The sequence below is a fragment of the Nonomuraea salmonea genome, from assembly GCF_042428605.1.
Classification (GTDB): Bacteria; Actinomycetota; Actinomycetes; order Streptosporangiales; family Streptosporangiaceae; genus Nonomuraea; species Nonomuraea salmonea.
This window is the reverse complement of sequence record NZ_JBHMCF010000011.1, coordinates 361801-388259: the sequence shown is the minus strand read 5'-3', so window position 1 is coordinate 388259 and position 26459 is coordinate 361801. Positions and strand designations below refer to the sequence as shown.

21 protein-coding genes and 1 pseudogene are annotated in these 26459 nt (G+C 72.7%); 5 read left to right on the top strand and 17 right to left on the bottom strand.

The features are described 5' to 3' along the window. Positions 1-49: 49 nt before the first annotated feature. Positions 50-1753, top strand: a complete 1704-nt coding sequence (locus tag ACFFR3_RS12180; protein WP_364376969.1) for a RyR domain-containing protein — start codon at positions 50-52, stop codon at positions 1751-1753. A 140-nt stretch (positions 1754-1893) separates the two neighbouring features. Here ACFFR3_RS12180 and ACFFR3_RS12175 read toward each other — a convergent pair whose 3' ends face one another. The 11 genes and pseudogenes from ACFFR3_RS12175 to ACFFR3_RS12125 form a co-directional block, all read right to left on the bottom strand. Then, entirely contained in the window at positions 1894-3966 is a 2073-nt protein-coding gene (locus tag ACFFR3_RS12175) for a GAF domain-containing SpoIIE family protein phosphatase (protein WP_379483120.1), read from the bottom strand. 110 nt (positions 3967-4076) lie between these two features. Beyond that, positions 4077-4292 (bottom strand): annotated as a pseudogene (locus tag ACFFR3_RS12170) (ANTAR domain-containing protein); the annotation flags it as partial. Positions 4293-4678: 386 nt separating this feature from the next. Next, complete coding sequence (locus ACFFR3_RS12165; protein WP_379483119.1) at positions 4679-7540, bottom strand: response regulator; 2862 nt, start codon at positions 7538-7540, stop codon at positions 4679-4681. A 124-nt stretch (positions 7541-7664) separates the two neighbouring features. Next, positions 7665-8027 carry an STAS domain-containing protein gene (locus ACFFR3_RS12160; protein ID WP_345402669.1) on the bottom strand — a complete coding sequence of 121 codons (363 nt, stop codon included), beginning with the start codon at positions 8025-8027 and terminating at the stop codon, positions 7665-7667. Positions 8028-8165: 138 nt separating this feature from the next. Beyond that, positions 8166-8999, bottom strand: coding sequence for a class I SAM-dependent methyltransferase (locus ACFFR3_RS12155; RefSeq protein ID WP_345402672.1), 834 nt, complete (start codon positions 8997-8999; stop codon positions 8166-8168). 41 nt (positions 9000-9040) lie between these two features. Then, positions 9041-9637 (bottom strand): TetR/AcrR family transcriptional regulator, encoded by a 597-nt coding sequence (locus ACFFR3_RS12150; protein ID WP_379483118.1) that lies wholly within the window; start codon positions 9635-9637, stop codon positions 9041-9043. 59 nt (positions 9638-9696) lie between these two features. Then, on the bottom strand, positions 9697-10140 hold the full coding sequence (locus ACFFR3_RS12145) for a CBS domain-containing protein (RefSeq protein WP_345402678.1): 444 nt from the start codon (positions 10138-10140) through the stop codon (positions 9697-9699). An 80-nt stretch (positions 10141-10220) separates the two neighbouring features. Next, positions 10221-10883: a potassium channel family protein gene (locus ACFFR3_RS12140; protein WP_345402681.1), complete on the bottom strand. Its 663-nt coding sequence runs from the start codon at positions 10881-10883 to the stop codon at positions 10221-10223. Beyond that, a complete protein-coding gene (locus ACFFR3_RS12135) occupies positions 10876-12228 on the bottom strand; it encodes a TrkH family potassium uptake protein (RefSeq protein WP_364376981.1) in 1353 nt (450 codons plus the stop codon). The genes ACFFR3_RS12140 and ACFFR3_RS12135 overlap by 8 nt, the downstream gene beginning before the upstream one ends. Before the next feature lie 162 nt (positions 12229-12390). Then, positions 12391-14523: an SF1B family DNA helicase RecD2 gene (gene recD2 / locus ACFFR3_RS12130; protein ID WP_364376983.1), complete on the bottom strand. Its 2133-nt coding sequence runs from the start codon at positions 14521-14523 to the stop codon at positions 12391-12393. A gap of 35 nt (positions 14524-14558) precedes the next feature. Then, on the bottom strand, positions 14559-15941 hold the full coding sequence (locus tag ACFFR3_RS12125) for an acetate/propionate family kinase (RefSeq protein WP_345402694.1): 1383 nt from the start codon (positions 15939-15941) through the stop codon (positions 14559-14561). Between the two features lie 116 nt (positions 15942-16057). Here ACFFR3_RS12125 and ACFFR3_RS12120 point away from each other — a divergent pair, with 116 nt between their 5' ends. From ACFFR3_RS12120 to ACFFR3_RS12105, 4 genes are read left to right on the top strand one after another with little or no spacing between them, the layout of a single operon-like run. After that, positions 16058-16546 (top strand): (2Fe-2S)-binding protein, encoded by a 489-nt coding sequence (locus tag ACFFR3_RS12120; RefSeq protein ID WP_345402697.1) that lies wholly within the window; start codon positions 16058-16060, stop codon positions 16544-16546. Continuing rightward, a complete protein-coding gene (locus ACFFR3_RS12115; protein ID WP_345402700.1) occupies positions 16543-17511 on the top strand; it encodes an FAD binding domain-containing protein in 969 nt (322 codons plus the stop codon). Before ACFFR3_RS12120 ends, ACFFR3_RS12115 begins: the two co-directional genes overlap by 4 nt. Continuing rightward, entirely contained in the window at positions 17508-19541 is a 2034-nt protein-coding gene (locus tag ACFFR3_RS12110) for a xanthine dehydrogenase family protein molybdopterin-binding subunit (protein ID WP_379483117.1), read from the top strand. Before ACFFR3_RS12115 ends, ACFFR3_RS12110 begins: the two co-directional genes overlap by 4 nt. 51 nt (positions 19542-19592) lie before the next feature. Further along, the gene (locus tag ACFFR3_RS12105; RefSeq protein ID WP_345402709.1) at positions 19593-20117 is read left to right on the top strand and encodes a DUF6328 family protein; all 525 of its coding nucleotides are present in this window, start codon (positions 19593-19595) and stop codon (positions 20115-20117) included. Here the strand turns inward: ACFFR3_RS12105 and ACFFR3_RS12100 are convergent. From ACFFR3_RS12100 to ACFFR3_RS12075, 6 genes are read right to left on the bottom strand one after another with little or no spacing between them, the layout of a single operon-like run. After that, positions 20075-20392 (bottom strand): cation:proton antiporter, encoded by a 318-nt coding sequence (locus tag ACFFR3_RS12100; protein WP_345402712.1) that lies wholly within the window; start codon positions 20390-20392, stop codon positions 20075-20077. The genes ACFFR3_RS12105 and ACFFR3_RS12100 overlap by 43 nt on opposite strands. Further along, positions 20389-20661 (bottom strand): MrpF/PhaF family protein, encoded by a 273-nt coding sequence (locus tag ACFFR3_RS12095; RefSeq protein WP_345402715.1) that lies wholly within the window; start codon positions 20659-20661, stop codon positions 20389-20391. The genes ACFFR3_RS12100 and ACFFR3_RS12095 overlap by 4 nt, the downstream gene beginning before the upstream one ends. Continuing rightward, on the bottom strand, positions 20658-21191 hold the full coding sequence (locus ACFFR3_RS12090) for a Na+/H+ antiporter subunit E (protein ID WP_345402718.1): 534 nt from the start codon (positions 21189-21191) through the stop codon (positions 20658-20660). The genes ACFFR3_RS12095 and ACFFR3_RS12090 overlap by 4 nt, the downstream gene beginning before the upstream one ends. Positions 21192-21213: 22 nt before the next feature. Continuing rightward, positions 21214-22782 (bottom strand): Na+/H+ antiporter subunit D, encoded by a 1569-nt coding sequence (locus tag ACFFR3_RS12085; protein ID WP_364376992.1) that lies wholly within the window; start codon positions 22780-22782, stop codon positions 21214-21216. Between the two features lie 17 nt (positions 22783-22799). Continuing rightward, complete coding sequence (locus ACFFR3_RS12080) at positions 22800-23612, bottom strand: Na(+)/H(+) antiporter subunit C (protein WP_345402721.1); 813 nt, start codon at positions 23610-23612, stop codon at positions 22800-22802. Beyond that, positions 23609-26377, bottom strand: coding sequence for a Na+/H+ antiporter subunit A (locus ACFFR3_RS12075; protein ID WP_364376994.1), 2769 nt, complete (start codon positions 26375-26377; stop codon positions 23609-23611). The genes ACFFR3_RS12080 and ACFFR3_RS12075 overlap by 4 nt, the downstream gene beginning before the upstream one ends. Positions 26378-26459: the final 82 nt, after the last annotated feature.

Below are 26459 nucleotides of genomic sequence, written 5' to 3'. Positions count from 1 at the left end.
TGAAGGAGCGGACGGTCCTTGTCGTCTCAGGCTGCGAAAGCGGGGCGGGATGCGAGAGACGGGCTCCATCAGGTCCTCGGTGATGGCCGGGTTCGGGTTGCTGGCGCTGGTGTCGCTGGTGCTGGGGTTCATGGGGCTGCGTACGCACCTCGCCGCCGCGACCCCCGCACCCACCCTCCTCGACCTCGTCTACTACGACCTCCAGCTGTTCGTCATCGACCCCCAGCCGCTCGGCACGCCGGGCCCCCTGCCGTGGCCGCTGGAGGTCGCCAGGTTCACCGCGCCCGCGGTCACGATCTACGCGCTCGCCGAGACCGTACGCCTGCTGCTCGGTGCCGAATACCGCAGGCTGCGGGCCCGCGAGGCGTCCGGGCACGCGGTCGTCTGCGGCACCGGCCCGCTGGGACAGGCGCTGACGCAGCGGCTGCGCGAGAGCGGCCGCACGGTCGTCGTCATCGGCGGCCCGCCCGGCGACCCGCAGCGGGCGCGCGGGGTGTTCCACGTCGCGGGCGACGCCAGGAATCCGCAGGTGCTGCGCGCGGCCGGCGCCCACCGGGCCCGCGTCGTGTACGCCTGCGAGGACGACGCCACCGCCAACGTCGCCGTCGCCGCCGCCGCGCACGGCCTCGGCAGCGGCTCACCCGTGTCGGCCTACGCGTACGTCCCCGACCCCGGCCTGTGCTCCGCGCTGCGCGCCCGCCGCCTCGGCTCGAAGGGGCCGCACGAGCGGCGGCTCGACTTCTTCAACCTGGAGGAGCTGGCCGCCCGCGTGCTGCTGCTGCGCGACCCCGTCACCCACGAGAGCCCCGTCCTGCTGCTCGGACTCAGGCACTTCGGCGCGGCCCTGCTGGTCGAGCTGGCCCGGCAGTGCCGGCTGCGCGCCGGGGCCCGCGTCCCGGTCCGCGTGATCGCCACCGGCGCGACGGCCCAGGTGGAGGCGGTGTGCAGGACGTACCCGTTCGTCGCCGACTACTGCGCCGTGACCGCGCACGACGCGGGCGCCGACGGGCTGCGCCCGCTCCTGGAGGACATGAAGGAACGTCCCCAGCGCGTCTACGTCTGCTACGGCGACGAGCGCGACGCCCTGACCGCCACCCTCACCGTCGCGCCGCTGTGGACCGGCGCACCCATGATCGTCCGGGTGGGCCAGCGTAGGGTGTTCGCGGAAGCGTTCGGAACCGCGGGGCTGCTCGACGACATCGCCGGCACACTGCGGTTCTTCGCCGTCACAGAAGAGGCGGGACGACCGGAATTGATCGACGAGGACGTGATCGAGCGCCTGGCGCGGGCGATCCACGAGCGATACCTGATGGGGTGCGCCGAGCGCGGCGAGACCCCTGAGCAAAACGAGTCCATGGTGCCGTACGAGGCGCTGACCGAGGCCAAGAAGGGCCAGAACCGCGACCAGGCCGCCCACATCGGCATCAAGCTCCGCATGATCGGCGCGGTGCCGGCGCCGAGCACCGACGCGCCGGCCACGTTCGCGTTCGAGCACGACGAGATCGAGCTGCTCGCCGAGATGGAGCACCGCCGCTGGGCGTCCTACCTCCTCGACCGCGGCTGGACCCACGGCCCCACGCGCGACGACGCCAGGAAGCAGCACCCGGACCTCCTCGACTGGGAATACCTGTCGGAGGAGGCGCGCGGCAAGGACCGCGCGGCCGTCACCGGCCTGCCAGCCCTCCTGGAGGACGCCGGGTTCCGCATCGTCCGCGTCCCGCCGGAGAACCGGCGTCAGCACACGGAGCGATAGGGACGCCCCGGGACGTACTCGGACCACTCTGGGCCCGCTCTCAGGGCCGTGCTGTCGCGGAACACGTGCAGGGCACGCCGTCGGTACCAGGGCTTGCGAAGCGTTGCGGGGCAAGCCGCAGGGCCGGGGCCAGGTCGCTGTCAGTGCAGCTGGACGCCGATCAGGCAGGTGTCGTCGTCGGTGTCGGAGTTGGAGTGGGTCAGCAGGTCGTCCAGGCGGTGATCCAGCGTGGCGGCGCCGCGCCTGGCGATGGCCAGCAGCCGGTCCTGGGCGTGGCGCAGGTTGTGGTCGCGCCGCTCGATCAGGCCGTCGGTGTACATCAGCAGCGTGTCGCCGGAGCGCAGCTGCAGCCGGCCCTCCTCGTACGCCGCGTCCTCGAACGCGCCCAGCAGCGGGCCCTTCAGCACCGGCAGCTCGGAGCCGTCGCCGTCGCGCAGCAGGATCGGCGGCAGGTGTCCCGCCCGCGCCCAGTGCAGGACGCGGGACGACGGGTCGTACAGCGCGCACACCGCCGTCGCCGTCATGCGGTCGGCCAGGTGGTGGGCGACCATGTTCAGCCAGGTCATGAGCTGGGCGGGGCCCGCCCCTGTGGTGGCGAGGCCGCGCAGCGCGTTGCGCAGCACCACCATGCCGGTGGCCGCCTGCACGCCGTGGCCCGCCACGTCGCCGACCGACAGCAGCACCTGGCGTGAGGGCAGCGCGACCGCGTCGTACCAGTCGCCGCCGACCAGGTGCTCCTTCTGCGCCGGGCGGTAGCGGACCGCGATGTGCAGGCCTGAGGAGTCCATGGCGCCGTGGGACGGCGGCATGATCGCCTGCTGCAGCTGCAGGGCCAGCCTGTTGCGGGCGGCCGACTGCTGCTCGGTGTGGGCGAGCTGGTCGCGGGTGACGGACAGCGCGACCTCCGTCCAGTGCTGCGAGGAGATGTCCTGGTACGCGCCGCGTACCGCCATCAGCCGGCCGTCCGGGCCGAAGACCGGCTCGGCCACCACCCGCATGTGCCTGGCCACACCGCCGGGGCGCCGCAGCCGGAACGCGACGGCCGCCATCCTGCGGTGGTGCAGCACCGTGCGCAGGAACCGGCCCACCGCCACCGCGTCGTCGGGGTGGGCGTGGTCGCGCAGCCGTTCGAGGGGGACGGGGCGGTCGCCCTGGGTGCGGCCGTACAGGGTGTACAGCTGGGCGTTCCAGGTGATCTCGCCGGTACGCGCGTTCTCCTCGAACCCGCCGATCCTGCCCAGCCGCTGCGCGTGCTCCAGCAGTCCGGCCAGCCGCGCGTCCTCGTCGTGGTCCCGCCACACCATGAGCACGCTCTCGCCGTGCCTGGTCAGGCTGACGTCCGCGACGCCCGTGGCGCTCAGCTGGAGCGGCATGCGCTCGGCCCGGAACGGCTCACCGGTGGCATGCACCTGCTCCAGCAACCCCAGCAACCCGCGCGCCGCCTGCGGACAGGCCTCCAGCAACGACCCGCCCACATGGATCGGGTACGCCTCCAGCAGCACCCCGTCACCACGCATGACCCGCTCACTGACATGCTGGATCTCGAAGTCCGCCGGTTTCCGGCGCTCGTCCAGCCGCGCCCGCAGCACAAGGGACGGATCCGGCAACGCATCCGCCAGCCCCACCAGCTCGGCATGCTGCGCCGCTCCTGTGGCCTCATCCTCCGGCCTGGCGACGTACGGCGAGTCGAGCGTCCGCGCACAGAGCTCGGCCAGCGCCTCGATCTGCCGCTCAACCCGCACCGACCGCGCCGGCACCGCGTAAGGCCAGCACACCTCCAACACTCCCACCACCCGCCCTTTGACCACCATAGGGACGGTCACCCGCGCCCCACCCTCGTGCTCATCCAGGGGCGGGCCACCGGCCGGACGGTCATCGGACGCGGGGGAGCTTCCGGGCGGGGGGTGTGAGGGTGGGGGGTGGCCGATGGCGGGGAGGGTGGTTGACGGGTGCCAGAGGAGGCGGCGTTCGCGCAGGGTGCGGCTCGCCGGGGTGGGGACGCCCGGCGGGATGTGACGCCAGCGCCTGGCCTCCTCGTCGCCGAAGCCGGCCTGCCCGGCCAGGGCGAGGGCGCCGCCCGGCTCGGCCTCCCAGACGGCCACGGCCGTCGCGCCCAGCGGGGCCAGCGCGTGCTCCAGCAGCGAGGCGGCCACGACCTGGGTGTCGCGGGCGCCCAGAGCCGAGCTCTCGGCGGCGCGCAGGCGGGCCGACACGCCGGGTCGTGCTCGCCCGCCGCTGCGATGCGGTCGCCCGCCACCTCGTTCACCACGTCGGCGGCGACCTCCAGCGGCGTCACGCCCGCCTTGACGGCGAGCAGGGCGAGCTGCTCGGCCGCCTGCGCCGGCGTGCACCGCAACCGCTCGACCAGCACCCCCTTGGCCAGCTCGATCACCGCACCACCGGCAGCGGCCCGCCGCACCCGCTCAGCCTCCTCCCGCAACCGCTCAACCGTCGCCACCAGGTGCTCCAGCCCACCGGCATCCGCGTCGGCGCCGGCGGGGGAGGGAGGTGTCTCGTCGTTCTCGGGTGGGGGTGTCATGGCGGGAGGGGGCGGGTCGCGGGCCAGGGGAACGGTGCGGGTGGCGTCATCGAATACCTCCGAGGAAACTCCCGCCTTCAGACGGGAGAGGAATCGGACCCCTGCGGAGCAGGACAGGGGCAGCCGGTTCGCCGCCAGGCGAACCGGCGTCAAAACGCCGCACGACATCGCACGGTTCGGTAGTGTGTTCGACGGTGGCGATGACCAAGCCACCGGGCGAACGATCGGAAACATCCTCGCCGCCGGGCCGGCGGAGAGGAGAAACGCCTGTGGAGCTGGTGTAAGACCTCAACGAGAGTTCCTTTCTCGGGCGGGCGACCCGGCGGTGAAGCAGGAAGCCTCACGGGCGACCGTGGGAATCCCCCTCGTTCACGAGGGGGAGGAGGTCAAGACAGGTCCAGCCAGTGGCGGATGCGGGCGATCAGGTGGTCGGCGTCCACGGGCTTCGTGACGTGGTCCGAGGCGCCGGCGGTGAGGCTCTTCTCCTGGTCGCCGGGCATCGCCTTGGCGGTGACGGCGATGATGGGCAGGTGCGCGTACCGCGGCATCGAGCGGATGGTCTCCGTCGCCGTGTAGCCGTCCATCTCGGGCATCATCACGTCCATCAGGATCAGGTCCGTCTCCGGGTGGGCGGTCAGCGTGTCGATGCCGGTGCGGCCGTTCTCGGCGTGCAGGACGGTGATGCCGTGCAGCTCCAGCATGCTGGTCAGCGCGTAGAGGTTGCGGGCGTCGTCGTCCACCACGAGCACGGTGCGCCCGGCGAGCGCGTTGTCGGTCCCCCTGCCCTCGGGCGCGTTCACCGCGCCTGACCTGACCAGCGGGAGCACGTCGCCGGGCTGGCCGGCGGTGAGGTGCAGGGCGATGCGCTCGCGCAGCTCGTCGAGGCTGGACAGCAGCTCCAGCGGCTGGTGCGCCAGGCGCACCTCCTGCTGCGGGGGCGAGCGCCAGTTGTTGTAGGCCAGCACCGGCACCCCGCGCAGCCGCGGGTCACCGTCCATGGCGGCCAGCACCTGATAAGACGACATGTCAGGCATGTCGAGGTCGAGGACGATGCAGTGGCACGGCTCCCCGCCCAGCAGCCGCGCCGCCTCCTCGGGCCCGGCCGCCGTGACCACCTCCATCGTCCCGCCCAGGTCGCGGGCGGTGGCGAGGTCGCCCATGACGCTCTCCGCGACCAGCGACAACAACCCGCTCCGCCGCTCCTCGATGACGAGCAGCCGCCGCGCGCTCACCGGCGCCCGCTCGGCCGGCTGCGCGGGCGCGCCCTCGGCCGGCGCGATCGCCTCACCGGGCTCGTACCCGGGCCGCGCCACCGGCAGATACAGCGAGAACACGCTGCCCTGCCCCGGCGTGCTCCGCACGGTGATGGCCCCGCCCAGCAGGTACGCGATCTCCCGGCAGATCGACAGCCCCAGCCCGGTGCCGCCGTACTTACGGCTGGTGGTGCCGTCGGCCTGCTGGAACGCCCCGAAGATCACTTCGAGCTGCTGCCCGGGGATGCCCACCCCGGTGTCGACGACCCGCAGCGCGATGGCGGGGCCGTGGGGACGTACGGACGCGGGCAGCTCACCCGGCGCGGCCGGCTCGATGCGCAGCTCCACGCTGCCCGTCTCGGTGAACTTGACCGCGTTCGACAGCAGGTTCCGCAGCACCTGCCGCAGCCGCGAGTCGTCGGTGAGCAGCTCGGCCGGCACGCCGGGCGCCAGGGTGACCCGGAAGTCAAGGCCCTTCTGGCCGGTCATGGGCCGGAACGTGGCCTCGACGTAGTCGAGCAGCCGCCGCAGCTGCACCCATTCGAGGTTGATGTTCATCTTCCCGGCCTCGACCTTCGACAGGTCGAGGATGTCGTTGATGAGCTGCAGCAGATCGGACCCTGCCGAGTGGATGATGCCCGCGTACTCGACCTGCTTGGGGGTGAGGTTGCGGGTGTGGTTCTGGGCGAGCAGCTGCGCCAGGATCAGCAGCGAGTTGAGCGGCGTGCGCAGCTCGTGGCTCATGTTGGCGAGGAACTCGCTCTTGTACGTGGACGCCAGCGACAGCTGGTGCGCCCGGTCCTCCAGCTCCTGCCTGGCCTGCTCGATCTCGAGGTTCTTGGTCTCGATGTCCTGGTTCTGGCGGGCCAGCAGCGTCGCCTTCTCCTCCAGCTCGGCGTTGGAGCGCTGGAGCTCCTCCTGCTGCTGCAGCAGCTCCTCCGAGCGGGCCTGCAGCTCGACCGCCAGCCGCTGCGACTCCTTCAGCAGCTCATCGGTACGCGCGTTCGCCACGATCGTGTTGAGGTTGACCCCGATCGTCTCCATGAGCTGGTCGAGGAAGGCCCGGTGCACCGGCGTGAACGCCTGCACCGAGGCCAGCTCGATCACGCCCAGCACCTGCTCCTCGACCACGATGGGCAGCACGATCACCGACGAGGGGTCGGTGCGGCCGAGCCCTGAGGCGATCGTGATGTAGCCGGGCGGCAGGTCGGTCATGGCGATCGTCCTGCGGCTGCGCGCGGCCTGCCCGACCAGCGCCTCGCCCAGCCTGAACCGGGTGGGCCGCTCGGGGTCGACCGGGTAGCCGTAGCCGCTGATCAGCTTCAGCTCGCTGTCCTCGGCCGAGAAGAACGCGCCGTACTGGGCGGAGACCAGCGGCGCCAGCTCGTTCATGACCAGCTCGGCCACGGTGGTCAGGTCGCGGTGACCCTGCATCAGGCCGGACATGCGGGCCAGGTTCGACGTCAGCCAGTCCTGCTGCTCGTTGGCGGTCGTGGTCTCGCGCAGCGACTTCACCATCGAGTTGATGTTGTCCTTGAGGTCGGCCAGCTCGCCCTCGGCGTCCACGGTGATCGAGCGGGTCAGGTCGCCCGAGGTGACGGCGCTGGTCACCTCGGCGATGGCGCGCACCTGCCTGGTGAGGTTGCCGGCCAGCTCGTTGACCGACTCGGTGAGGTCCTTCCAGGTGCCCGACACCGCGGGCACGTCCGCCTGGCCGCCGAGCCGCCCGTCCGTGCCGACCTCGCGGGCCACCCTGGTCACCTCGGAGGTGAACAGCGACAGCTGGTCCACCATGCCGTTGAACACCGACGCGATCTCCCCGAGCAGCCCGTCGGCGTCGTCGGGCAGCCGGGTGCGGAAGTCGCCGTCCCTGACGGCGGTCAGGCCGGCCAGCAGCCTGCGCAGCTCGGGCTCCTCACCCGCCTCTCCCTGGCCCCTGGCGCGCTGGCCGCGCGCGGCGGACGGACGGGACGTGCCGACGGTGGGGTCGTTCATGACCGCTCCTCCGTACTCGGCCAAGCAATCGAGGTAGCGCAGAGATTATCCGGAGCCGGCCGCCGCGGGGGCCGGCCGTGAGTTGTCATTGCGCTATCACAGCATGTATCCGGCGGGAAATCCGTCAGAGGGAATGGCCCGCCGAGGTGAGCGCGGCGACGGCCGTCTCCACCGTGTCGTGCACGGGGACGTACGCCGCCACACCGGTGATCTCGAAAAGGCGGGCGGGCAGCGGCTGCACGCCCGCCAGGTGCACGGTGCCGCCGTTCCTGAGACAGTCGGTGGCGCAGCGCAGCAGCACGTGCAGCCCCGAGCTGTCCATGAACGGGACGCCCGACAGGTCGAACACCATGCCCCGGGCGAGATCGACGGGCAGCTCACGGACGTAGGCTTCGAGCTGGGCTCGATTGGTGGCGTCCATCTCGCCGTTGACGGCGATCACGATCACCCCGCGCGGGCGCTGGTGCGCCAGCTTCAATGGCGGCATCTACGGCTTCTCCGCTTTCGCCGGCGGAATACGACCATCCAACGAAGAATAATCCGCAAAAGTGTCCTGGGATATCCCTGGTTTTCCGCCAAAAGCAGGGTCCTCCGCCGGGCCGCGAAAGGGGCTCGGGTGAGAGGCTCAGGCGGTCGTGGGAAGGGTCGTGAGCAGGGTCGTGGTGACGGTGACCGTCGCGTACGGCATCACGAACCGGCCGCCCAGCGCGTCCACCGCCGCACCCATGCCCGCCAGCAACTCCTCGCGCTGCTCGGCGGGCAACCTGCTGTGGCCGCCGAAGGTGGGCAGCGCGTCCAGCCACTCCTCCCGCGTGTACGTCCGCTCCCAGTCGTCCCGCCACCGCTCGGGCTCGTGGAACGCGTCGCACGCCTCGATGCCCTCGCTCGCCTTCCCGGCCATCACCGCGTACGCCTCCAGCGCCGGCCCCGCCGCGCCCACGGCCGCCATCTGCGGCAGCACCCGCCGATAGACCTCGGCGAAGGCGTCGGCCACGGCGGGCGGCGGCTGCATGACGTTCCAGAACAGCGCCAGCCGGCCGCCGGGCCGCAGCACCTCGGCCGCCCTGGCGGCGCCCGCCACCGGGTCCACCCAGTGCCAGGTCTGCCCGGCGACCACCGCGTCGAAGCGGCGCCCGCGCGCGTCCCAGGTCTCGAACGGCGCCACCTCGGCCTCCAGGCCGCGCTCCCGCGCGAGTCTGACCATGCGCTCGTCCACGTCCACGCCGAGCACGCGGCAGCCGGCCGCCTGGAGCTGCCGGGCGGCGATGCCGGTGCCGCAGCCGACGTCGAGGACGTCGGGGCCGGGCGCGGAGCCGGCGATGCGGGTGATCAGCGGCTCGGGGTAGCTCGGACGGGCGCGGTCGTAGCGGTCGGCCTCGGTGCCGAAGGACTCGGCGACCTCACGGATCTGATGGGTCTCCTGCCCGGAGGGGAGGCCGGGCTCTGGGATAGTGGGCATGTGCCCACAGTAGGTGGGCGCCCGCCCACTCGGCAACGCGCTCAGGCCCGTTTCGCCACCGGCGGACGCAGCAGCGACAGCATGGTGGTCACCAGCACCTTCTCCACCTCGTCCGGCGCCAGCCGGCCCGCATCGAGCTCCTGCGCGGCGCTGTGCAGGATCGCGAAGAACGCCGTCACCAGCCACTGCGACGGCAGGTCCGTACGGAAGTCGCCGGCCTCCCGCCCTCGCGCGATCAGCCGCTCGACCCGGCGCAGCGGGCGCTCGTGCCGCTCCCTGATGCGCTCGGTGGGCAGCGCGCGGTCGGCGGCGAGGAACAGCCGGCGATGGCGGTCGAGCACCTCCCACGACGAGCGCAGCAGGCCCTCCATGGCCTCGGGCGGCGGCGCGGTGTCGATGCGGTCGTCCTCCAGCACGCCGTCCGCCATGCGCACCGCATGGTCGAGCACCGCGTCCACCAGCGCCTCACGGGAGGGGAAGTGGCCGTAGAGCGTCACCCTGCCCACCCCGGCCTCCCGCGCGATGTCGGCCACGCTGGCACCCGGGTCGGCACTGAGCAACCGCGTGCCGGCCTCCAGGATCGCGGCGATGCTGCGCTCGGCGTTCGCACGCCGGGCCGGAACGGGCTGTCGAGCCACGGCCTTCACCATGACCCCACCCTACGTCGCCCGGTCCGTTATCCCTGGTAAGCCCGGTTTCACAGCTGAAGTGCGTGGTCGAGCAGGGATTGCAGGGTGACGGCGCCGATCAGCCGTTTGCCGGCCACCACCGCCACGAGCGGGCTGTGCGTCCGCGCCATCAGCGACGCCAGCTCCAGCACGGTCGCCTGCGGACCGGCCACCGGCAGCTCGCGCGGCTCCTCCGGCAGGCACTGGCGCACCGTCCTGCCGTCGAGGCGATGCAGGAACCGGTCGGCGTGCGCCTCGTCCACCACCCTGGCCAGCGCCGGGTCGTCCTGGCAGTAGGCCGGCACCGCCAGCCGCAGCACCTGCGTGCCCGGCAGGATGCTGTGCGGGAGACCGTCGTCGCCGATGAGGATGAGCCCCGGCAGGTCCCGGTCGGCGAGCAGCCTGGCCGCCTCGAGAGCCGGGGTGTCGAGGGTGACCGTCGGGAACTCGACGGCGAGATCGCGTGCGCGCATGCGATGACCTCCCTTACCCGGGTGAATGCCCTCAGCGTGGGGCGGTCCAGCGTCCGGTCACGAGCTTGTCACCCCACCGGTCAGGGCAGCTCGGCGAATCGCTCCACCTGCTCGGTGCGCCCGGAGACGAGCACGATGTCGCCGTACGTCAGCTCCGTCTCGGCCGTCGCGTACGTGAACTCCTCGCCAGGCGGCTTGACCGCCACGATCGTCACGCCGTACTTGCGGCGCAGGTTGGACTGGCCGAGCGGGATGCCGACGTATTCCTTCGGCGGGCTGGTCTTGGCCAGCGCGAAGTTCTCGTCGACCTGCATGTAGTCGAGCATGCGGCCGCTCACCAGGTGCGCCACCCGCTCGCCCATGTCGTGCTCGGGGAAGACCACGTGATGGGCGCCGATGCGGCTCAGGATGCGGCCGTGCTGGGTGCTGATGGCCTTGGCCCAGATGTCGTTGATCTCCAGCTCGACCAGCAGCGACGTGGTGAGGATGCTGGCCTCGATATCGCTGCCGACCGCCACCACCGCCTGGTAGAAGTCGGGCACGCCGAGCTGGCGCAGCGCCTCCATGTCGGTGGCGTCGGCGGTCGCGATCTGGGTGATGCGGCCCGCCAGGCTCTGCGTGATCTTGGGCCGGTTGTCGATGGCCAGGACCTCGGTGCCGCGCCGGGTGAGTTCCAGCGCCAGCGACGTGCCGAACCTGCCCAGGCCGATGACGACGACCGGGTCGCCCTTGTACTCAGCCAACGATGACACGCTCCTCTGGTAGCTCGTAGTGCCGGGCGCGCCTGTTGAGGGCCAGCGCGGAGCCCAGGGTGAGCGGGCCGATGCGGCCCACGAACATGAGCATGACGAGCAGCAGGTGCCCGGCCGTGCCGACGTCGGCGGTGATGCCGGTGGACAGGCCCGCCGTGCTGAACGCCGAGACCACCTCCAGCATGACCTGGTCGAGGCTGTGCGGGGTGAGCGCGAGCAGCACGTACGTCGCCACACCCACCAGCCCTACCCCCAGCGCCGTCACCGTGACGGCCTGCCGCTGGTTGGTGTCGGGCAGCCGCCGGTGACCGACGTTGACCCGGCTCTCGCCGCGCAGCTCGGCCCACACCACGAACGCCAGCAGGCCCGCCGTGGTCACCTTGATGCCGCCCGCGGTGCCGCCGCTGCCCCCGCCGATGAACATGAGCAGGTCGGTGAGCAGCCAGCTCGACGGGTACATGGCCGAGACGTCGAGGGTGTTGAATCCGGCCGAGCGCGGCATGACGGCGGTGAAGAACGCGGCCAGCAGCTTGTCGGGCTCGTCGAGCGCGCCCAGCGTGCCGGGGTTGCGCCACTCGGTCATCAGGAACACGAGGGTGCCGAGCACCAGCAGCGTCACGGTGACGCCGAGCGTGATCCTGGTCAGCACGCTCCACTTGTGCGGGTGACGCCAGGTGCGGGCCAGCTCGAACACGACGGGGAAGCCGAGCCCGCCGACGATGCAGGCGAACGCCACGGTCAGGCAGATCCACGGGTCGGTGACGAACCGCATGAGGCTGTCGGGCCACAGCGCGAACCCCGCGTTGTTGAACGAGGCCACTGCATGGAAACCGCCGAGGTAGAGCGCCCGGCCGAACGGCTCACCGTACGCGATCATGAACCGGCCGGTCAGCACGACGGCGGCGACGCTCTCGCACAGCAGCGTGAACAGCACCACCTTGCGGATCACATGGCGGATGTCGCTGGCGCTGAGCGCCTTGGTCTCGGCCTGCGCCACGATCTTGGCCCGCAACCCTAAGCGGCCCGAGACGAGCAGCGTGAACACGGTGGCCATCGTCATGATGCCGAGCCCGCCCACCTGGACCAGCCCCGCGATCACCAGCTCCCCGAACACCGACCAGTGCGAGGCGGTGTCGACCACCGCGAGACCCGTCACGCACACCGCCGAGGTGGCCGTGAACAGCGCGTCGACCAGCCCGGCCGGCTCGCCTGACGTGGTGGCGGCGGGCAGCGCGAGCAGGGCCGTGCCGGCCGTGATGGCCAGGCCGAAGCCGAGCACCACGACCTGCGCGGGCTGCTGGAAACGGGACGTCAGCCAGGCGAGAACGCGGTTCATGCACGTGCCCCGATGTGACGAGCACGGCTACGGCCACGCATTCGTGAACGCCTCCCCCGACCGTCCGGCCGGCAGTCCATGCCGACCAGACCTCCGGCGTACCGACGCACTACCGTAACACCGCCGCCGGGCGGCGGCGCACCGGCCGCCCGGTGGCCTCGCTCACCCGTCGAGTGCCAGCGTGAGCCGCCTGGCCAGGCCCGTGTCGCGGCGCCTGCCGAGGCGGTGGACGGCCAGCTCCAGCGCCTCGCGCTGACCCACCAGCACCACCCACGCCTTGGCCCGCGTCACCAGCGTGTAGAGCAGCTTGCGGCGCAGCATGACGCCGCCCGACTCGGCCACGATCGGCGCCACCACGAACGGGTATTCGCTGCCCTGCGAGCGGTGCACGCTGATGGCGTAGGCGTGGGTGAGGTCGTCGAGCTCGTCGAAGCCGTACGTCACCTGCTCGCCGTCGTCGGTGCGGATCTCGACCGCGCGCTCCTCGCGCACCACGGCCGTCACCGTGCCGGTCTCGCCGTTGAAGACACCCTTGTCGTAGTTGTTGCGGATCGGCATGACCCGGTCGCCCACCCGGAACACCGTGGACCCCGACCAGTGCTCGGGCTTGTCATCGGTGGCCGGGTTGAGCTGGTCCTGGATGAGCCTGCCGAGCGCGGTGGCGCCCGTCTCGCCCTTGCGCATCGGGCACAGCACCTGCACCTGACCGGGATCGACGCCCTGCTTGCGGGGGATCGCCACCATCGCCAGGTGGGCCACCCGCCGCGCGGCCTGCGCGGGGTCGTCGAGCTCCTCGAACCAGAACCCGCCGCCGCCCGGCGTCGCGGGCAGCCGCCCCGCGCGGATGCGGTGGGCGGCCTGGACGATGCCGCTGCCGCCGGCCTGACGGAAGACGTGGGTCAGCTCGACGCGCGGGATCGCGGTGACCCGCAGCAGGTCGGCGAGGACGTCGCCGGCGCCGATGCTGGGCAGCTGGTCGCTGTCGCCGATGAGCAGCAGGTGGCTGCCCGGCCGCACGGCGGCGGTGAGCCGGGTGGCGAGATGCAGGTCGAGCATGGACGCCTCGTCGACCACGATCAGGTCGGCCTGCGAGGGCCGCTCGTCGAACAGCGTCTCGGGGTCGGGGTCGGGCTGCTGGGCGAGCATGCGGTGGATGGTCATCGCGGGCATCCCGGTCAGCTCCGACAGCCGCTTGGCGGCCTTGCCGGTGGGCGCCGTGAGCGTGACCGTGCCGCCCGCGGCCCGCACGACGGTCGCGATCGCCTTGACCGTGTGGCTCTTGCCGCACCCCGGCCCGCCGGTGATGATCGAGACGGTGCTGGTCAGCGCCATGGTGACGGCCGCGCGCTGGTCGTCGTGGAGCCCCGCGTCCTCCTCGAAGGAGCGCAGCGGCAGCGTGGAGCGGGCCCGCAGGAGCGCGGTGAGCTGCGCGGTCAGCGCCACCTCGCGGCTGTGCACGTGTTTGAGGTAGGCGACCGGCTCGTCGGGCCTTTCCGGATGGGTCTCGACGACCAGCCGCCGCTCGCCCGCCAGCGCGTCGACCATCGGCCGCACCAGCTCCTGGTCCTGCTCGATCAGCTGCGCCGCCTCCCTGACCAGGACCTGCACCGGGACGAAGCAGTGGCCGTCGCGGCTGCCCGCCGCCTCCAGCCGGTCGAGCAGCGCCGCCTTGACCCGCTGCGGGCTGCGCTCAGGCACCCCCGCGCGCAGCGCGATGCGGTCGGCGATGCGGAACGCGATGCCCCTGACCCGGCCGATGAGCTGGTAGGGGTCGGTGGCGAGGACCTCTTCCGCGTCTTTGCCGAACACCTGGTGGATCTTGGCGGCGAGCAGCGGGCTGACTCCGAGGCCCTGCAGGGTGACCATGAGCGCGGCGATCGCCTTCTGCTCCTGCCACGCCTGGACGATCTGCCCCTGCCGCTGCGGCCCGATGTTGACGACCTCGGTGAGCCGCTCGGGCTCGCCGTCGATGACCTTGAGCGTGGCCTCGCCGAAGTGGTCGACGATCGCGTACGCCAGCTTCGGCCCGATGCCCCTGATCAGCCCCGACCCCAGATAGGCGCGGATGGCGCGGACCGACGACGGCGTGACCCGCTCGCAGCCGCTGACCGCGAAGCGCCGGCCGTGGCGGGCGTGCCTGCCCCACTCGCCGAACAGCCGCAGCGTCTCGCCCGGCTGCACGCCGGCCAGCGCCCGGCCGGTGGCCACGAAGTCGGGCTCGCCGTCGGCGCTCATGCGCGCCACGGTGTATTCGTCGTCACGGACGTAGACGAGCTGCTCGACGCTGGCCTCCACACAGGAGATCCAACCACCAGGCACCGACAACCCGGCTAACCGGCCGCCGCGTCCGTCGGGGGGTCGTCGAGCGTACTCAGGCACTCGCGGGCGAGCTGGAGCTCCTCGCGTACCTGGACCACGAGGATCGGGACCTTGGCCCCGTACGCGCTGACAGGCCCGTCGTCGCTCCGCTCGCGCAGCGGCGGCGGCTCGACGCCCAGGACGCCCAGGCGGCGGCAGACCGCCTCGCGCACCTCCGGCTGGTTCCAGCCGATCTCCCCGGTGAACACCAGCGCGTCCATCCGCGGCAGCGCGGTCGCCGCCGCGGCGATCTCCCCGGCCACCCGGTGGGCGAACACGCGCAGCGCCAGTCCGGCCGCCGCGTCGCCGTCACGCTCGGCCGCCACCAGCTCCCGCGTGTCGCCGGACCGGCCGCCCGACAGGCCCAGCAGGCCCGAGCGGCGCTGCAGGCCGTCACCCAGCTCCGCGACCGACAGGTGGCCCTGCGACAGCAGCCACACCAGCATCCCAGGGTCCACGCTGCCCGACCGCTTGCTCATGGGCAGGCCGTCCAGCGGCGTGAACCCCATGGACGTGTGCCGGCTGCGCCCGCCGGAGACCGCGCACACCGAGGCGCCGCCGCCCAGGTGGGCGAGCACCAGCTCCAGCTCGGCCACCGGGCGTCCCAGCAGGTCGGCCACCCGGTCGGCGGCCCAGGCGTAGGACAGGCCGTGGAAGCCGTAGCGGCGCAGGCCGTGCTTCTCGCGCCACTCGGGCGGCAGGGCGTAGACGGCGGCCTCGTCCGGCAGGCCGGCGTGGAAGGCCGTGTCGGGGCAGAGCACGTGCGGCACGGCCGGGAGCTGCTCGCGGGCCGCGTCCAGGAGGTCGAGCGCGGGCGGCAGATGCAGCGGGGCGAGGGCGGTCAGGCCGCGCAGCGCGGCCACGGTCTCGTCGTCGGCGACGGCGGGCGCGCGGACGAGGTCGCCGCCGTGCACCAGCCGATGCGCCACGGCCCTGATGTCCCGGTCGAAGTGGCCACCCAGAAAACCTTCCAGCGCCGACGCCCCCGACCAGCCGCCCTCGCCCTCCCCGCCGGACGGGCTGGGGCGATTCAGGGAGGAGGGGGAGCCCGCGCCAGGGCCGGCGCCGGGCCGAAAGCCCGAGCCGGAGCCCGCGCCGGAGCCCGCGCCGGAGCCCGAGCCGGAGCCGGAGCCGGAGCCGGAGCCCGTGCCCGAGCTCGAGCCGGAGCCCGAGCCGGAGCCCGTGCCCGAGCTCGAGCCGGAGCCCGAGCCGGAGTTCGAGCCTTGCGGGGCTGTGGCGAGGTCGGTGTGGTTGCTGTCGATGACGCAGCCGCCCTGGACGAGGTCCAGGCGGAGGCTTGATGAGCCGGCGTTCACCGTGAGGATCGCCGCCTCCTCTTCCATGGCCCGCCTCATGCCGCCACGGCTACCCACCACCACCCCGGCAAAACCGGACGTCCAAGGACGAAAGGGTGACGCCGCTTTACCACCGGCAGGGGTTGTCGCTCACAACGCTCGGGTAGTCGTGCGAAATGGACATCACCCTGCAGGTGAACGGAGTGCCGCGCACGGTGCACGTGGACCCGCGCCTGTCGCTGCTCGACCTGCTCCGCGAACGCCTCGGCCTCATCGGCGCCAAGAAGGGCTGCGACCACGGCCAGTGCGGCGCGTGCACGGTGCTGATCGACGGCCGGCGCGCCAACGCCTGCCTGGCGCTCGCCGTCGCGGTGGAGGGCAGGGAGATCACCACCGTCGAGGGCCTGGCGAACGGCGACGAGCTGCACCCGCTGCAGGCGGCCTTCATCGAGCACGACGCCTTCCAGTGCGGCTACTGCACCCCGGGCCAGCTCTGCTCGGCGGCCGGGATGCTGGGCGAGCCGGGCCCGAGCGCCGTGACCGAGGACCTCGCCACCGACCCCGGCCTGACCCCTGAGGAGATCAGGGAACGGATGAGCGGCAACCTGTGCCGGTGCGGCGCGTACGTCAACATCGTCAGCGCCATCCGCGAGGTGACGTCGTGAAACCCTTCGAGTACGCCCGCGCCGCCACCCCGGCGGAGGCCGTGCGCGGCTTCGCCCCCGGCACCATGTACCTCGGCGGCGGCACCAATCTGGTCGACCTCATGCGCCTGGGCGTGGCCGAGCCGGACCGCCTGGTGGACGTCAGCCGGCTGCCGCTGGACGAGATAGAGCAGATACGCGACCGCGTCCGCATCGGCGCCACCGTCCGCAACACCGACCTCGCCGTGCACCCGCTGATCCGCACCCGCTATCCCATGCTGGCCAGGGCGCTGCTGGCGGGCGCGTCGGGGCAGGTGCGCAACATCGCCACCGTGGCGGGCAACCTGCTGCAGCGCACCCGCTGCCCGTACTTCCAGGACGTCACCAGGCCCTGCAACAAGCGCAGGCCGGGCTCGGGTTGCCCGGCCATCGCGGGTGACCACTCGGGTCTCGCCGTGCTGGGCGCGTCCGACGCGTGCGTGGCCACCCACCCCTCGGACATGGCGGTCGCGCTGGCCGCGCTGGAGGCCGAGGTGCACGTCACGGGGCCGGGAGGCGACCGCATCGTGCCCATGCCCGGCCTGCACCGGCTGCCGGGCGACGAGCCGGAGCGGGACACCATGCTGGAGCCCGGCGACCTGATCACGGCCGTCGAGCTGCCGCCGCCGCCCACGGGCGTCCAGATGTATCGCAAGGTGCGCGAGCGGTCGTCGTTCGCGTTCGCGCTGGTGTCCATCGCCGCCGCGCTCGACGTGCGCGACGGCAGGGTGGCCGGGTGCCGCATCGCGCTCGGCTCGGTGGCCCACGTGCCATGGCGGGCGGAGCGGGCCGAGGCGGCGCTGATCGGCGGGCCCGCGACGGGGGAGGCGTTCCTCCAGGCCGCCGAGGCGGAGCTGGAGCAGGCCAGGCCGCTGCCGCGCAACGCGTACAAGGTGCCGCTGGCCCGCAACCTGATCGTCGCCACGCTGGAGGAGCTCGCGCCGTGAACCGCATCGAGGGCCGCGTCAAGGTCACGGGACTGGCCACGTACGCGGCGGAGTACCCGGCCGAGGGCGTCGCCTACGCCTACCCCGTGCAGTCCCGCATCGCCAAGGGCCGCGTCAAGCACGTGGACGCCGCGCCCGCGCTGGAGCTGCCCGGCGTGCTCGCCGTGCTGTCCTGTGAGGACCCGCCGAGCCTCGCCGAGGACGCCGACCCCGAGCTGGCCCTGTTCAGGAGCAGGGACATCGCCTACCGCGGCCAGATCATCGCCGCCGTCGTCGCCGACACCTACGACAACGCCCGTGCCGCCGCCGACGCCGTCCGGGTGGACTACGACCCCGACGACCACGACGTCATCCTGCGCATGGACCACCCAGGGCTCTACAAGCCCGACGTGGTCAACCCGGACTACCCGACCGACACCGAGCTGGGCGACGTCGAGGCCGGGCTGGCCGAGGCCGCGACCACCGTGGACGTCGTCTACGAGACGCCCGTCATGCACAACAACCCGATGGAGCCGCACGCGGCGCTGGCCTACTGGGACGAGGACGGCCGGCTCATGCTGTACGACACCGCGCAGGGCAGCTCCACCAGCCGCGACATGATCGCGCACACGCTGGGCCTGCCGAAGGACCAGGTCAGGGTGGTGGCCAGGCACGTCGGCGGCGGGTTCGGCTCGAAGGGCACGACCAGGCCGCAGGCGGTGCTGGCCGCGCTGGCCGCCAAGGCGGTGGGCCGCCCGGTCAAGATCGCGCTGACCAGGCAGCAGATGTTCGACGTCACCGGCTACCGCACGCCCACCATCCAGCGGCTGCGCCTCGGCGCGGACGGGGAGGGCCGGCTGACGGCGCTGGAGCACGTGGCGTACGAGCAGACCTCGACGATCGGCGAGTTCGCCGAGCAGACCGCCACCGTGGCCAGGGTCATGTACGCCACCCCCGCCCTGCGCACCAGGCACCGCCTGGTCCGGCTCGACGTCGGCACGCCCTCGTGGATGCGCGCGCCGGGTGAGTGCCCCGGCATGTACGCGCTGGAGTCCGCCATGGACGAGCTGGCCTACGCCGCCGGCATCGACCCCGTCGAGCTGCGGCTGCGCAACGAGCCCGAGACCGAGCCGTACAGCGGGCTGCCGTTCAGCTCCCGCGACCTCGTGGGCTGCCTGCGCGAGGGCGCCCGCCGCTTCGGCTGGGAGCAGCGCGATCCGGCGCCCGGCGTCAGGCGCGAGGGGGAGTGGCTGATCGGCACCGGCGTGGCGTCCTCCACCTACCCGGCCAGGCGGCGGCCGTCGAAGGCGCTGGCCAAGGTGCTGGACGGCGGCGACGTGCTCGTCCAGGTGGGCGCCGCCGACATCGGCACGGGCGCGCGTACCGCGCTGACCAGGATCGCCGCCGCGACGCTGAACGTCGCGCCCGAGCGGGTGCACGTGGAGCTGGGCGACAGCGACCTGCCGGACGGGCCGGTCGCGGGCGGCTCCATGGGCACCGCGTCCTGGGGCTCCGCCGTCGTCCGCGCCTGCGAGGAGCTGGTGAAGGACGGCAAGGAGGGCCGCGCCGACACCACGGACGAGGTCGCGAAGGAGGCCGAGCTCGCCAGGCACGCCTTCGGCGCCCAGTTCGCCGAGGTGCGGGTGAGCACGGTGACCGGCGAGGTGCGGGTCTCCCGGCTGCTCGGCGTCTTCGCCGCCGGGCACATCCTGGACGCCAAGCTCGCCAGGTCGCAGTTCATCGGCGGCATGACGATGGGGCTCGGGATGGCGCTGATGGAGGAGACGCTGACCGACGAGGAGTTCGGCGGGTTCCTGCACCGCGACCTCGCGCAGTACCACGTGCCGGTCTGCGCCGACATCCGCGACGTCGAGGCCGTCTGGCTGGACGAGCAGGACGACGCGCTCAACCCGATGGGCAGCAAGGGCATCGGCGAGATCGGCATCGTGGGCACCGCGGCCGCCGTCGGCAACGCCGTCTTCCACGCGACCGGCCACCGCGTGCGCGAGCTGCCGATCACTCCGGCGAAGGTGCTGGGGCACACGTTTTAACGGCGCTTCGCGGAGCAGAGTAAGGCTCTCGTCCAGTGGCGGGAGGCCCCCTTGAAGAACGAGTCGCACCAGGAACGTGCGGACCGCAATTTCGTCGAACTGCTCCAGGGCGCGCGCGTGGCGGTGACCGGCGTGCAGGTGCTGTTCGCGTTCCTGCTCACCGTGCCCTTCTCCACGGGTTTCTCCCGGCTGGACCAGGCCGACCGCTGGCTCTACTTCGCGGCGCTGCTCAGCGCCGCCTTCGCGTCGATCTGCTACATCGCGCCGCCCGCGCAGCACCGCGTGCTGTTCCGCCAGGGCCGCAAGGAGACGCTGGTACGCCGCTCCAACGTCTACGGCATCCTGGGCGCGCTCGCGCTGGCGGTGTCGATGACCACGTCCACGATGTTCGTCATCGACTACCTGTTCGACGCGACGCTGGCGTGGCTCGCGGCCGGCCTGCTGGCGCTGCTCGCGCTGTGGACCTGGTTCGGGCAGCCGGCGCTCGACCGCTCGGACACGGGTTCGGACGGGGACGAGGGCTCTTCGCACGCTCAGTCGTCCGAGGGCAGCCCGGTGTCGTCGTCGGAGGAATGACGGGCGTTGGCCGCCCGCGCCACCATGTAGGCGGCGACCGACACCGTGATCACCTGGGAGAGCGCCACCAGCAGCAGCGGCCCCGCGTACGTCAGCGACGGCCGGTGCAGCCACATCGCCAGCAGCACCAGCAGCACGCCGAGCACCTGCGGCTTGGTGCCGGCATGCATGCGCTGCAGCGTGGTGCGGAAGCGCACCAGCCCGATCCCGGCCGACAGCGCCAGCACCGCGCCCAGCAGCAGGCAGGCGGACGCGATCATGTCGAGCACGCTCATCGGCTCCTCCTCTCCTCCTTGCCGGAGAAGAACCGGGCCAGCGACACCGACCCGACGAACCCCAGCAGCGACAGCACCAGCAGGATCGGCAGGTCGGAGTAGTCGTCCCTGACGACCGCGTAGGCTCCGGCCCCGCACATCGACAGCGAGGTGAACACGTCGAGCGCCACCGCGCGGTCCAGCATCGACGGGCCCCTGCCCACCCGGTAGAGCGTCGCCGCCGCCCCGCAGCCGAGCAGGGCCAGCGTCACCAGGTACACCGCGTTCACGTCAGCTCCTCCTGGTCCATGGGCGTGCCGAAGGCCGCCACGATGCGCGACTCCAGTTCCGCCACGTCCCGGCGTACGGGCTCGGTGACGTCGCCGGGCCGGCCCAGCACGTGCAGCAGCAGCTCGCCGGGGTAGCGCTCGACGACCAGGCTGCCCGGCACGGTGGAGATCGCCACCATGACCAGCACGGTGATCGGCTCGGACGTCGTGCGCAGCGGCACCCGGATGAACTGTGTCGGCGGGTCGCCGGGCCGCAGCACGTAATAGACCACCCGCACGGTCGAGATCACCAGGTCGAACGAGAAGTACAGCAGGAAGCTGGCCAGCGGCACGGGATGCGGCCTGATGGCCCGGTTGATGGGCGGCATCGGCAGCAGCCACGTCACCACCAGCCCGGTCGCCAGCCCGCCCAGCACGGTGCCCACGCTGAGGTCGCCCCACAACGCCACCCACACCAGCGTCAGCCAGGCCACCACCGGCAGCGGCACCCGCCGGCCCAGCAGCCGGGGCGCCAGCGACTCCCGCCTCATCGCCACCTCCCATGGGCGCGTCTCACCGGGGACGCTCCAGCACCGCCGACACGTACGGCTCGCGCGCCAGCAGCTCGCCCGCCGCCCGCTCGGCCAGCGCCGTCAGCGGCCCCGCCAGCACCGTGAACGACAGCCCCAGCACGATCAGCGCCGCCACCGACAGTGGCAGCGGCGCGGGCAGGCTGGTGGTGGTCACGGTCGGGTCCTCGCCGGTGGCCTCCTCGCTCTCCAGCACCCGGCCCACCTGCTCGGAGCGCGGCGTCCGCCAGAACGCCTTGGCCCACGTCTTGGCCACCGCGTACAGGGTGAGCAGGCTCGTCGCCAGCCCGGCCACGACCAGCGTCACCGGCAGCCAGCCGCCGGCCGCGAGCCCGGCCTGCACCAGCATCAGCTTGCCCAGGAACCCCGACATGGGCGGAATGCCCGACAGGTTCATGGCGGGCACGAAGAACAGCACCGCGATCAGCGGCGTGGCCCGCATGAGCCCGCCCAGCCGGGTCACCGACGTCGTGCCGGTGCGCCGCTCCACCATGCCCGCCACCAGGAACAGGCTGGTCTGCACGGTGATGTGGTGCACCACGTAGAACACCGCGCCGGCCAGGCCCGCCACCGTCGACAGCGCCACCCCGAACACCATGTAGCCGATGTGGCTGACCAGCGTGAAGGACAGCATCCGCTTCATGTCGGTCTGCGCCACCGCGCCCAGCACCCCGGCCAGCATCGTGGCCAGCGCCACCCACATCAGCAGCGTCGAGACCGGCCCGACGGGGAACAGCAGCGCCTCCAGCCGGATGATCGAGTACACGCCGACCTTGGTCAGCAGGCCCGCGAAGACCGCCGTGGCCGGGGCGGGCGCCGTCGGGTAGGAGTCGGGCAGCCACGCCGACATCGGGAAGATCGCCGCCTTGATCGCGAAGGCCAGCAGCAGGGTCAGCTCCACCAGCAGCTGCACCTGCTCGGGCAGCGTGGCGAAGCGCTCGGCGAGCTGGGCCAGCGACAGGGTGCCGGTGGCGCCGTACGTGACGGCCAGCGCGATCAGGAACAGCATCGACGAGGCCAGCGCCATCAGCGTGTACGTCGCCCCCGCCCTGATCCTGAACTCGGTGCCGCCGAAGGTCAGCAGCACGTACGAGCCGCTCAGCAGCAGCTCGAACGCCACGAACAGGTTGAACAGGTCGCCGCTCAGGAACGCGTCGGCCACCCCCGCCACCATCACCAGGAACGCCGGATGGAAGATCGCCATCGGCGCGTCGTGCTCCTGGTCGTCGTAGGCATTGGCGACCGAGTACACCATCACGCACAGCGTCACCGCCGACGACACCACCAGCACCAGCGTGGACAGCCGGTCGGCGACCAGGGTGATGCCGATCGGCGCCGGCCAGCCGCCCAGCTCTGTCACCAGCGGCCCCTGCGTGTCGGCCGCGACCATCAGCACCACCGACACGGCCAGCGACACGCCCAGCGTGACGACGCTGATCAGCGACTGCAGCCCGCGCAGCCGCCCGCCGATCGCCAGCTTCACCCCGGCGGCGAGCAGCGGCAGCAGCACGGGCACGCAGACCAGGCTCTCCAGCCCGCTCGCGCCGATCACCGCTCACCGTCCATGGCTCAGTCGTCGCCCTCGAGCTCGGGGTCCTCCGCCAGGGCCTGCCTGGCGCGTTCCCTCCTGATGGCCGCCCGCATCTGCTTGCGCGCCTCCCGCTGGCGGGCCTTGAGCTTCTTGCGCAGCTCCCGTTCCCTCGCCTCCTGCATCCGCCTGCGGCGCTCGTGCTCCTCGCGCAGCTGCTCGATGCGCTCGGCGTTGCTGATCGCGCCGGTGTCCTCGCGCAGGCCGACGTCCTCGAAGCGGCGCTGCAGCTCCTCCTCCGACAGGCCCTGCGCGCGCAGCAGCCGCATCCACTGCTCCAGCTCGGTGTGCACCCGGGAGATGCGCCGCTCCAGGTCGGCCTCCTCCAGCCGCTCCCGCTCGGCCCGCTCGGCCTCCATGTTCGCGAGCTCCGCCCGCTGCTCGACGATCAGCCTCCGGTACGCGTCCCGCCTGGTCCGCACGGCGTCGCCCAGCTCGCCACGCCGCGCGCGCAGCCGCACCCGCCGGTCCTCGGTGTCGTCCTGCACCTCGTCGGTACCGGTGAGCTGCCACGAGCGGTGCACCAGGGCCAGCAGGAACCCGGTCACGCCCAGGGTGATGACGATCGCGGTGAGCACCATGGCCTGCGGCAGCGGGTCCGCCATGCCGGCCGTGCCGGTGAACGGCGGGCCGCCCGCGTCCCCGCCCGAGGTCACGATCAGCAGGTTCACGCCGTTGCCGAGCACGATGACGCCCGCCAGCACCCGCACCAGGCTCCGCTCCAGCAGCAGCGTCACGCCGGTGGTGATCAGCAGGCAGCAGGCTGCGAACGGCACCAGCGAGACGCTGTTCACGCGTTCTCCCCGGCGTCGATCTGGCGGTCCAGCTCGGCGCCGAGCGCGCGCAGCACGTCCTGCACCATGCCGACGACGGAGACGTACACGCCGAGGTCGAACAGCAGGCCCGTGGACAGGTGCAGGTGACCCACCAGCGGCACGCTCACGTCCGTGGCCAGCATCGCCAGCGCGGCCTGGCCGAACAGCAGCCCGATCAGCGCGGTCCCGGCCGACAGCGTGAGCCCGAGCCCCATCAGCACGCCCGCGTGCACCGGCACGGCGGCGGCCAGTTCGTTCCTGCCGCCCGCCAGATAGCGCACGGTGATCGCGAGCCCCGCCACGATGCCGCCCGCGAACCCGCCGCCGACCCCGCTGTGCCCGACGAACAGCAGGAAGACCGAGAGCACCAGCACCGTGTGGAAGGTCAGCCTGGCCGCCACCTCGAACGCCAGCGCCCGCTGACCGCGCGGCAGCGTCGAGGCCAGCCAGTGCGTCGGCTCCCCGGGCCGGTGCCCGTGCTCCACCCGCTCGATCGCGTACGACCTGCGCCGCAGGAACACCAGGCTGGTCACGCCCAGCGTCAGCACGATGAGCACCGCGCTCTCGCCCAGCGTGTCCCAGGCGCGCACGTCGAGGATGATGGCGCTGACCACGTTGCGCGCCCCCGCCTCCACCGCCGCCTCCGGCATCGACGCGCCCACCGGCTCGGTGCCGCGCGCCGCCATCGCCAGCATGCCCGCGCCCGTCGCCACCACGCCCACCGCGAGTCCCATCCCCAGCCGGAACGGCATCGGCAGCCGCCCCCCTGCCGGCTCCACCGGCAGCCGCCGCAGCACCAGCGCGAACACCACCAGGCTCAGCGTCTCGGCGAGGAACTGGGTCAGCGCCAGGTCGGGGGAGCCGTGCACCAGGAACAGCAGCGCCGTCCCGTAACCCGTCAGGCCGATCACCAGGGCCAGCAGGATGTACGCGCGGGAGAACAGGGCCAGCACGCCCGCCGCCGCCAGCAGCACCACGATCACTGGCTGCTCGGGCCGCTGCCAGCCGACGACCGGGACGTCCAGGTGCGGCGGGCCGCCGTACACGATCGAGAACAGGCCCACGCCGACCGTCGCCAGCAGCGTCAGCAGCAGGTAGTCGGGGACCGAGCCGCGCTGGATGAAGCCGGTGAACTGGATCGCGAACCGGTCGAGGCGGCGGATCGCCGTCCAGAAGACCTGGCTGGAGTCCATCACGTGCAGCGCCGTGCCCGCCCTGGCCATCGGGCCGCGCGCCAGGAACAGCACCAGCCCGGCCGCCAGCGCCGACGCCGACAGCAGCAGCGGCAGCGAAGGGCCGCTCCAAGGGGCCAGGTGGGCGTGCCTGCCCGGGTCGGCGTACGTGCCGGTGTAGCCGGACATCGCGCCCTCGTACCAGGGGGCGAGCGGCCCGAACACCAGCCCCAGCACGGCCAGCAGCCCCGCGGGGGCGGCCATCGCCGCCGGCGTCGCGTGCGCGGGGGTCGGCTCGACGCCCGGCTTGCCGGCGAACGCCCCCCACAGGAAGCGCAGCGTGTACGCCGCCGTCAGCGCCGAGCCCGCCACCACCCCCGCCAGCACGGGCGGCGTGTCCAGCAGCGACTCCAGCGCCGCCTCCTTGCCCGCGAATCCCGCCAGCGGCGGCAGCCCCGCCATCGACGCGCCCGCCAGCACCGCCGCCCCGCACGTCCACGGCATCGCCCGGCCGAGCCCGCTCAGCGCGCGCAGGTCCCGCGTGCCCGTCGCGTGGTCCACGATGCCCACCACGAGGAACAGGGCGGCCTTGAACAGCGCGTGCGCCAGCACCATCCCGGCGCCCGCCACCGCCGTGCCCTCCGTGCCCGCGCCGAACAGCAGCACCATCAGGCCGAGCTGGCTGACCGTCCCGTACGCCAGCAGCCGCTTCAGGTCCGTCTCCCGCAGCGCCCGCCAGCCGCCCAGCAGCATCGTCACCACGCCCAGCGGCACCGCCACCGACCGCCACAACGCCACGTCGCCGAACGCCGGGCCCAGCCGGGCCAGCAGGTACACCCCCGCCTTCACCATCGCCGCGGCGTGCAGGTACGCCGAGACCGGAGTCGGCGCCGCCATCGCGGCCGGCAGCCACGTGCTGAACGGGAAGATCGCCGACTTCGACAGCGCCCCCACCAGCACCAGCACCAGCGCCACCGGCGCGACGTCAGGAGGGCGGGCGACGATCTCCGAGATCTGGTACGTGCCCGCCGCCTGCCCCACCAGCACGAACCCGGCCAGCATCGCCAGGCCGCCGAACGTCGTCACCGACAGCGCCTTCATCGCCGCCTGCCTGCTCGGGCGGCTGGCCGGGTCGTGGCCGATGAGCAGGTAGGAGAAGACCGTCGTCAGCTCCCAGAACACGTACAGCAGGAGCAGGTCGTCGGTCGCGACCAGGCCCAGCATCGAGCCGGCGAAGGCCACCATCACCCCGCCGTAGCGGCCGAGCCCCTCGTCGGCCGCCGAGAAGTAGCGGGCGCTGTACCCCAGCACCAGCACGCCGACCCCGGTGACCAGCGCCATCATCAGCACCGCCAGCGGGTCGGCGCGGAACGACAGCTCCAGCCCCAGGACCTGCACCCACGGCCTGCTCTCCCGCGCGGGCAGCCCGCGCAGCGCCAGCCATCCCGTGTACGCCAGCCCGGCCGCCGGCGGCACCGCCAGCACGGCGAAGTAGGAGGCCCGGCCCAGGCGGGTCACCAGCCAGGGAGCGCAGGCCGCCGCGACCGCGTGCAGGATCAGCAGCGACTCCATGGGCTCCTCGGGCGGGAATTTCCGGCTACGTCCGCCAATCTCTCCCACGGTGGCCGCGCCAGCGCGCAGGCACGGCCAGGGT

Bases quoted from the DNA above. Each gene is read 5' to 3' on its own strand.
- ACFFR3_RS12120 (WP_345402697.1), top strand. From the start codon at position 16,058: ATGGACATCACCCTGCAGGTGAACGGAGTGCCGCGCACGGTGCACGTG.
- ACFFR3_RS12135 (WP_364376981.1), bottom strand. From the start codon at position 12,228: ATGAACCGCGTTCTCGCCTGGCTGACGTCCCGTTTCCAGCAGCCCGCG.
- ACFFR3_RS12160 (WP_345402669.1), bottom strand. From the start codon at position 8,027: ATGCCGCCATTGAAGCTGGCGCACCAGCGCCCGCGCGGGGTGATCGTG.
- ACFFR3_RS12165 (WP_379483119.1), bottom strand. From the start codon at position 7,540: ATGAACGACCCCACCGTCGGCACGTCCCGTCCGTCCGCCGCGCGCGGC.
- ACFFR3_RS12075 (WP_364376994.1), bottom strand. From the start codon at position 26,377: ATGGAGTCGCTGCTGATCCTGCACGCGGTCGCGGCGGCCTGCGCTCCC.
- ACFFR3_RS12125 (WP_345402694.1), bottom strand. From the start codon at position 15,941: ATGAGGCGGGCCATGGAAGAGGAGGCGGCGATCCTCACGGTGAACGCC.
- ACFFR3_RS12155 (WP_345402672.1), bottom strand. From the start codon at position 8,999: ATGCCCACTATCCCAGAGCCCGGCCTCCCCTCCGGGCAGGAGACCCAT.
- ACFFR3_RS12100 (WP_345402712.1), bottom strand. From the start codon at position 20,392: ATGAGCGTGCTCGACATGATCGCGTCCGCCTGCCTGCTGCTGGGCGCG.
- ACFFR3_RS12180 (WP_364376969.1), top strand. From the start codon at position 50: ATGCGAGAGACGGGCTCCATCAGGTCCTCGGTGATGGCCGGGTTCGGG.
- ACFFR3_RS12090 (WP_345402718.1), bottom strand. From the start codon at position 21,191: ATGAGGCGGGAGTCGCTGGCGCCCCGGCTGCTGGGCCGGCGGGTGCCG.
- ACFFR3_RS12145 (WP_345402678.1), bottom strand. From the start codon at position 10,140: ATGCGCGCACGCGATCTCGCCGTCGAGTTCCCGACGGTCACCCTCGAC.